This window comes from Kitasatospora sp. NPDC057542, from assembly GCF_042801945.1.
GTDB lineage: Bacteria > Actinomycetota > Actinomycetes > Streptomycetales > Streptomycetaceae > Kitasatospora.
Map to the genome: position 1 here is coordinate 1 of NZ_JBHVFE010000494.1, position 6472 is coordinate 6472.

At 69.2% G+C, this 6472-nt stretch carries 6 protein-coding genes; 1 reads left to right on the forward strand and 5 read right to left on the reverse strand.

Features of this window, described 5'->3' with window-relative positions; translation table 11 throughout:
• Window positions 1-38 precede the first annotated feature (38 nt).
• The 5 genes from ACFU7Y_RS37580 to ACFU7Y_RS37600 all read right to left on the reverse strand — a co-directional run bounded on the left by ACFU7Y_RS37580 (window position 39) and on the right by ACFU7Y_RS37600 (window position 5380).
• Window positions 39-584 (reverse strand): hypothetical protein, encoded by a 546-nt coding sequence (locus ACFU7Y_RS37580; RefSeq protein WP_380771038.1) that lies wholly within the window; start codon window positions 582-584, stop codon window positions 39-41.
• A gap of 99 nt (window positions 585-683) precedes the next feature.
• Entirely contained in the window at window positions 684-2165 is a 1482-nt protein-coding gene (gene dnaB / locus ACFU7Y_RS37585; RefSeq protein WP_380771039.1) for a replicative DNA helicase, read from the reverse strand.
• Window positions 2166-2241: 76 nt separating this feature from the next.
• A complete protein-coding gene (locus ACFU7Y_RS37590) occupies window positions 2242-3489 on the reverse strand; it encodes a hypothetical protein (RefSeq protein ID WP_380771040.1) in 1248 nt (415 codons plus the stop codon).
• A gap of 374 nt (window positions 3490-3863) precedes the next feature.
• On the reverse strand, window positions 3864-4622 hold the full coding sequence (locus tag ACFU7Y_RS37595) for a histone deacetylase (protein ID WP_380771041.1): 759 nt from the start codon (window positions 4620-4622) through the stop codon (window positions 3864-3866).
• The gene (locus ACFU7Y_RS37600; RefSeq protein WP_380771042.1) at window positions 4622-5380 is read right to left on the reverse strand and encodes a GntR family transcriptional regulator; all 759 of its coding nucleotides are present in this window, start codon (window positions 5378-5380) and stop codon (window positions 4622-4624) included. Before ACFU7Y_RS37600 ends, ACFU7Y_RS37595 begins: the two co-directional genes overlap by 1 nt.
• A gap of 468 nt (window positions 5381-5848) precedes the next feature.
• On the opposite strand from ACFU7Y_RS37600, the gene ACFU7Y_RS37605 reads away from it, so the two are divergent.
• Window positions 5849-6424, forward strand: coding sequence for a hypothetical protein (locus tag ACFU7Y_RS37605; RefSeq protein ID WP_380771043.1), 576 nt, complete (start codon window positions 5849-5851; stop codon window positions 6422-6424).
• Window positions 6425-6472 lie beyond the last annotated feature (48 nt).

Below are 6472 nucleotides of genomic sequence, written 5' to 3' on the forward strand. Positions count from 1 at the left end.
CCGTCGGGCCCGGGGCCCGACGGAGCGATGATCGCCCGTCAGAAGGGCGGCGAGGGGTCTTCCTCGCCCGTCTCGGCCGCCGACGCGGCGTCCAGTTGATCGAGGTAGTACAACGCCGAGATCAGATGGGTCCGGACACGCGGCAAGGCCCGGCTGTGCGGGTCCTGGACCCGGGGCGCAAGCAGATCCACAGCAGCGTCGGCTGCGGCTTGCGCAGCCCAAACCCTGCCGTCCACGAACATGTCCGAACCGTGCTCGAAGGGCACCTGGTCTTCCGGGCCGGTGCCGTCATGCTCGGCACAGGTGAGTCCGAGCAGCCGGCTGGCTGCGAAGCGGATCTCGTAGTAGGCCCGGCCGATCTGGTCCTCGCCGAGGTCGAGCTCGTTCGGCCCGGCCATGTGCTCGCCGTCTTGCTGGTCGGCCCGTACGATCTCGGCGTCCCGGGCCTGGCCGACCGTGCGCCACAACAAGCCGAGCAGGAACGCGAGGCGCAGCGCGGGGTTCCAGCGGCTCAGCTCCTTCACTCTCTCGGGTACTTCGATGCCCAGGGCGTCCAGGGCCGCGCGCACTTGCTGCTCCGTCACCGGAGGCCTCTCCTTCGTACTGGTCTGTCAGGGTCAGAGGTTCAGGTCCGAGGCGTGGGCGCCGGGGCCAGGCGTCGTCCACCCGCACGCCGCGGCCGGTCAGTCCCGGGTCATGTCGACGAAGCGCGAGTAGTGGCCCTGGAAGGCCACCGTGATGGTGGAGGTCGGGCCGCCCCGGTGCTTGGCGACGATCAGATCGGCCTCGCCCGCGCGGGGGGACTCCTTCTCGTAGGCGTCCTCGCGGTGCAGGAGGATGACGATGTCGGCGTCCTGCTCCAGGGAGCCGGACTCGCGAAGGTCGGACACCATCGGGCGCTTGTCGGTGCGCTGTTCGGGTCCGCGGTTGAGCTGGGAGAGTCCGACGACGGGCACCTTGAGCTGCTTGGCGAGGAGCTTGAGGTTGCGGGAGATATCGGAGACCTCCTGCTGGCGGTTCTCGGGGCTGCGGGTGCCGGACTTCATCAGCTGGATGTAGTCGATGACGATCAGGCCGATGCCGTGCTGCTGCTTGAGCCGGCGGGCCTTGGCCGCGACGTCCATGACGGTCAGGTGCTCGCTGTCGTCGATGAACAACGGGGCGCTGGCGTAGTCGTCGTAGTAGCGGGCGAAGCGGGCCCAGTCGTCGTCGGTCATGTCGCCGGTCTTCAGGTGGTGGTGCGCGATGCGGGCGTGGGCGGACATGATCCGCTCCTCGATCTCCTCGCGGCCCATCTCCAGTGAGAACAGCGCAGAGGGGATCTTGTTCTCGATCGAGCAGGCGCGGGCGAAGTCCACGGCGAGGGTGGACTTCCCGACCGCGGGGCGGGCCGCGACGATGACGAACTGGCCCGGCCGCAGACCGCCAGTGAGCTGGTCCAGGTCGACAAACCCGGTGGGGACGCCCTGCAGTCCGCCCTTGGCGTTCTTGCGGGCCTCGATGCGGTCGGCGAGGGAATCGGCGGTGGCGCCGAGCGGACGAATCTCGGTCGAGGTGTCGCGCCCCAGGACGCCGAACAGCTCGGACTGGGCGGCGTCGACGACCTGGTGCACGTCGCCTTCACCGGTGAAGCCCATGTTGGCGATGCGGGTGCCGGACTCGCTGAGGCGGCGGAAGACGGCCCGCTCGTGGACGATCCCGGCGTAGTACTCGGCGCTGGCACCCACCGCGCCGTTCGCGCAGTCGTGCAGGTACCCGGGGCCGCCGGCCCTGACGAGCTCGCCCCGGCGGGTGAGCTCGCCGGCAACAGTGATGGCGTCGGCCGGCTCGCCCTTTGCGAACAGCGCCAGGATCGCGTCGTGGATCAGCTGGTGGGCCGGCCGGTAGTAGTCGCCGGGCTGGAGTACGCCGATCACGTCGCCGATGGCGTCCTTGGACAGCAGCATCCCGCCGAGGGTCGCCCTCTCCGCCGCCAGGTCGTGCGGCGGCACCCGCTCAATGCTGCCCAGCCCGTCAACCTGGTCGCCAGCGGCCTTCTTCGCCCGGTTCCCGCGCGGCCGCTTCCGCGCGCCGAGGTCCTCGTTCTCGTACGGGTCCTCGGGCATTTCGAAGTCCTCGGGCTCCGGGACGTCGTTGAGATCGGCGTGCTGCTGGGGGATAGTCATGGTTGCCTCCTAGCGGGGGTCTGCGGCGGCCGGGCCTTTCCAGGGGCTCCCGGCCGCCGTGCTGCGTCCTGGGCGATCAGCGGGCGAACCGCACCCGCGAGGGGTGGCAGTCCGGGCAGGGCAGGACCCGGTCGCTCTCCAAGTCCGGATCGGCGATGGTGCGCATCATCAGGCTCATCGGCTGCTCGCCGCCGTTGCACTTCCCGCACCAGTCGGGCGTGCGGGGCTTGGCCTGCGGACGCACCTGAGCGGGCAGAACGGCCGCCTGCTCCGAGGTGGCGTCCTCGGTCGCGAACACCGACTCCCGCAGCTCCAGGTTCTTGATCCGGAACTCCAGCACCGTGCCGTGCACACGCGGGGCCGCCTTGCCCTCCTCGGCCCGGGTCAGCCACATCCGCAGGGAGGCATCGAGCTTCCACCCGGTGTCCTCGGTCGCACGCACCAGCTCGGCCGCCAGATTGCGGGCCTTCAGCCGGCCGACCGCCCACTTGCCGGGCAGCCGCATCAGGAAGTCGACGGCGGCCTGGAACAGCTCGGGGTCCACGGGAGCAAGGTCGGCGGCGGCATCGGCCGGTGAACCGACGTCAGCCCGGTCCCTCCTCGGCGCAGCCGCCGCGTCACGCAAGTGACGCCCGTGAGGGGAGGGGGAGGAGGTAGTTCCTACCTCCCCCGGGGGGTGTGGGGGGTTTGCGGCATTGCCGGAAGCAGACCTGACCTGCGGAAACGCCGAGTTCTTGCCTCTGCTTCCGGCGTTGCTGCTTCCTGCATTGCCGGAAGCAGACTTGACCTGCGGAGATCGATTTTTCGTGCTGGTTTGTTCTCTGCTTCCGGCGTTGCTGCTTCCTGCATTGCCGGAAGCAGACCTGACCTGCGGAGATTCGTCATCGGCCGGATCGGAGGCGGGGCGGTAGTCGGGGTTGTAGGCAGGCCACTCGTAGTACTCGTACGCCACGCCCGCAGAGCGCCGGCCATCCTCGGACCGGAGGTTGATCCGGCGGATGTACCCCTTCTCGATGAGGCGCTTGAACGACTCGTACACCGAGGCCCGGGAGACCAAGCCGGAGCCGTTGGCGCTGACGACGCCCTGCCCCTGGAGCCGCTCGACCAGCGCGGGAGGGGTGACGATCAGGGGGGCCGCGTCCTGCGGCTGGCGGGCCTGCTCACCGAACATGAAGCCGAGCTCCACCAGGATCAGCAGGTCCAGCGGGTACACGACTCGCGTCGGGCCACTGCGCATGTGAGCGAACACCGACACCGAGGGGACCGGGCCCCGCTGGCTGATGGCGCCGTTCTCGCGGGGTTCCTGGACGGTCTGGGAGCTCACTTCGTCACCTCCGATCCGGCGGCAGCCACCAGGACCGGCCCGGCCTGGATGGCCGGGCGGTGGGCGCGGAGAACGGTGGCCGGCGGGCACGAGCGGGCCGGAGGGGTGCAGCGCGCGGTGCGCGGCGCCGGAGTGGGGGTGGTGCGGGACAACGGGGCTTGCCTCTCCGCCGTCGCCGGTATGGCGGCACCAGGCGTCGCCACACGGCCGGGCGAGGTGACGGGTGTCTCTCGCCGCGGGCCGGGTACGCCTGGTACCGTCGAACCAGCGAACAGCTGAATAGTTAGGTCAACGAGAGCGGCCCAGATCTTGGCGGATGGGGGCCGCTTTCGCGTGTCCGTGTTCGGTTGTGGTGGGTGAAGCTCGTCAGGAGCCTAGTCCCGCAACAGGGCAGGGCTCTCGTTGTCAAGCGCTGCCGCGCGGGTCGTGGTCTGGAGGGCGTCCAGGATTGACTTTGCCGTCCAATGGCCGGCTGCGCCGGGCCGCGTGGCGAGGTACTGGGCAGAGCGCTCCAGGGGCCAGCCGTGAGCCTCGGCGAGGCCGCTGGCAAAGTTCGCCAAATAGCCGATGGCCGGGGCGTTGAGCTCGGCGTCGGCGAGATGCCAGGGGGCCGTGAAGGTGAGGACCGGGATGCCGTCAAGTTCCCCAGAGCACACCAGAGTCTCGTATCTGCCAGGGCCAAGCTGGTCGTGGCCGGCGGTGAGCACTGGAGTGAGGTCGAGATCCGCGCCGGGGTCCCGGTGCATCTCCTGAGCGGCGATGTCGGAGAACTGCTCCCTGGAGACTAGGTAGGCCCGGGCGGGCATCTCGTCAGCCTGCACGGGATCGTAGAAGCCCATGCCGCCGGTCCACACGGTCGACGTCAGAGCGAAGTAGAGCTGGCCAGGCAGCAGTACAGCGGCTTGCTGTTCCGGCAGCCGGCGGTCACGGCAACCCGGGTAGGTCCGAGTTCCGCCGGGCGGGCGGCCACCGCGGATGTAGCACGCCAGGCGGTCGGCGTGCATGTTTGACCCGTACGCCGCGTACCACACCAGACTCGTTGTGGCCGCGTTGTTGGTCAGAGACTTGGCTCGGCGAGGTCGGGTGCTATCCATCTGGGGCTTCTGCCGGTAGGCCTCACTGCAGGTGGCCATCAGACCTCCATCTCGTACACGAGCAGGTGACGATCACCGGGGGCGATAGTGACCATGACGCGGACCGGCCCCTCGGCCCCGTGTCCGATGCGGACATGCTGGATAACGGGGGTCCCAACTGGGAGTTGGAGAATGTCAGTCTCCTCAGGTGTGGGCATTCGGCCGCTGATCTCGTCGCGGACGGCCGTCTGAGGGTGGCCGATGTAGCGCAGTACGCCACCAGGCACGGACACCTCACGGTCCTCGTCCAGCAAGGTTCCCCGGGCGATCGTGCCAGGGAAGTAGCTGGTGGAGAGCTGGAATGGCTCGGAATCCACCCAGCGGACACGGGCTCGCTTGACTACCTCGTCACCGGGCATGATGCGCAGCCACTCCGCGATCTCCCGCGGAGCTGGCTCTACCGTTCGGACGATTGTCTCGCGGGGCTCGCGGCCGGCGTCCTTGATCGCGGTGGCCCAGTCGTCCAGCGAGTGGGAATCGCGGCGGTGGCCACGCTCGAACTCCGTCAGGTCCCAGGTGATGCGACGAACGGCTCGCACCCGGCGACGACCGCCTTGCTCACCGATGATGAGGCCCTCGGTCCTGAGGATGTCCACGCCAGCCGTAGCGGTCTTTGGGGAGACGCTGAACCGCGCCGCGAGTTCGCGATTGGTAGGTAGTACCTGGCCAGGCCTCAGCGCACCGGAGCGGATCTGCTTGCGCAGAGCGTCGGCGACGCCCCGGGCAGTGCCCCGGCTTGTCTGATCTGTCGCAGTCATGGACACAAGGTACCTGACGGCAGGTGACTTTGGTACCTAACTCGCCCGACTTGGATGCGCGATGGCCCTCGCTGCGCCATCTTTCCACCCTTCTGGCGCCAGCTTTCCACCCATGATGTGCGGTCTTTGGCACTCAGGCAGAAAACTTAAGTACCAAAGAGCTTGACGGGTAGTCACGGACTGCGTACGGTTCTGAACGTCGCCAGGACTTAGGTACCAAAGTCTAGGTCTTTGGTGGTGAACGAGCATCGCCATAGCAGCCCTCTTCGCTTCGGCGGGGCCTGAGTCGAGCCCACCCGCTCCTCGGGACCCGTCGCCGCCGGGCCGCCACATATTGGGCACCACCTCACAGCGCTGCTGCGCTGTCTGTGCGCCAGGACCGCCGGCTGACCGGCCGGGCCTGGCGGGCGGAGAGAGCAGCACCTTCGCTCCCCTGACTTCCCTTCTTCTCCCTGCCAGGAGGCCCTGATGCCCGCTCGTGTCCGTACCAAGCGCCGCAGCTCCCTCGCCCCGATCCGCGTCAGCCAGCTTCGCCGCAGCTCCTACAACCTGCGCTCCGGCGAGCTGCGCACCGTGGTCTGCCCGGGCTGCGAGATCTGGCGGCAGATCGTGGGCGACAAGACCCTGACGATTCGCGACCACTACTCGACTGATCTGGGCGGTGCCGAGCTGGCGGCCGGTCAGCGGGACCGCCGCTGCCCTTCCGCGCGCCGGATCGTCCTGCTTGACCTCACTGCCGACGAGATCACGGCCTGGGCGAAGGAGCAGGACCGCCGGATGAAGACGGACGCGCTGCCGGCGGAGACGCGCCGCGCGGCCCGCCAGCACTACAAGCCGATGCCCGCCGTGCCCGGCCCGGTGCACCTCATGGCCACCCCCCGACCCGCCACCGAGCACACGGCGAGCGAGCGCGCCGAGCAGTGGAAGAAGCTGCTGTCCGCGGTCGAGGACGCGAACGACCGTCGGGCGGAACCGCTGGTGGGCAGCACCGGCCCGATCCGCGGCATCGACGCTCCGCGGGAGACCCTGCGCCCCGCCGCCTGACCCTCCGCCAGTACGAACCACCAAGGCCGCCGCCCACCCCGACCCGCC

Coding starts and splice junctions, on each gene's coding strand:
- dnaB (WP_380771039.1), bottom strand. CDS start 2,165: ATGACTATCCCCCAGCAGCACGCCGATCTCAACGACGTCCCGGAGCCC.
- ACFU7Y_RS37595 (WP_380771041.1), bottom strand. CDS start 4,622: ATGGCCACCTGCAGTGAGGCCTACCGGCAGAAGCCCCAGATGGATAGC.
- ACFU7Y_RS37600 (WP_380771042.1), bottom strand. CDS start 5,380: ATGACTGCGACAGATCAGACAAGCCGGGGCACTGCCCGGGGCGTCGCC.
- ACFU7Y_RS37605 (WP_380771043.1), top strand. CDS start 5,849: ATGCCCGCTCGTGTCCGTACCAAGCGCCGCAGCTCCCTCGCCCCGATC.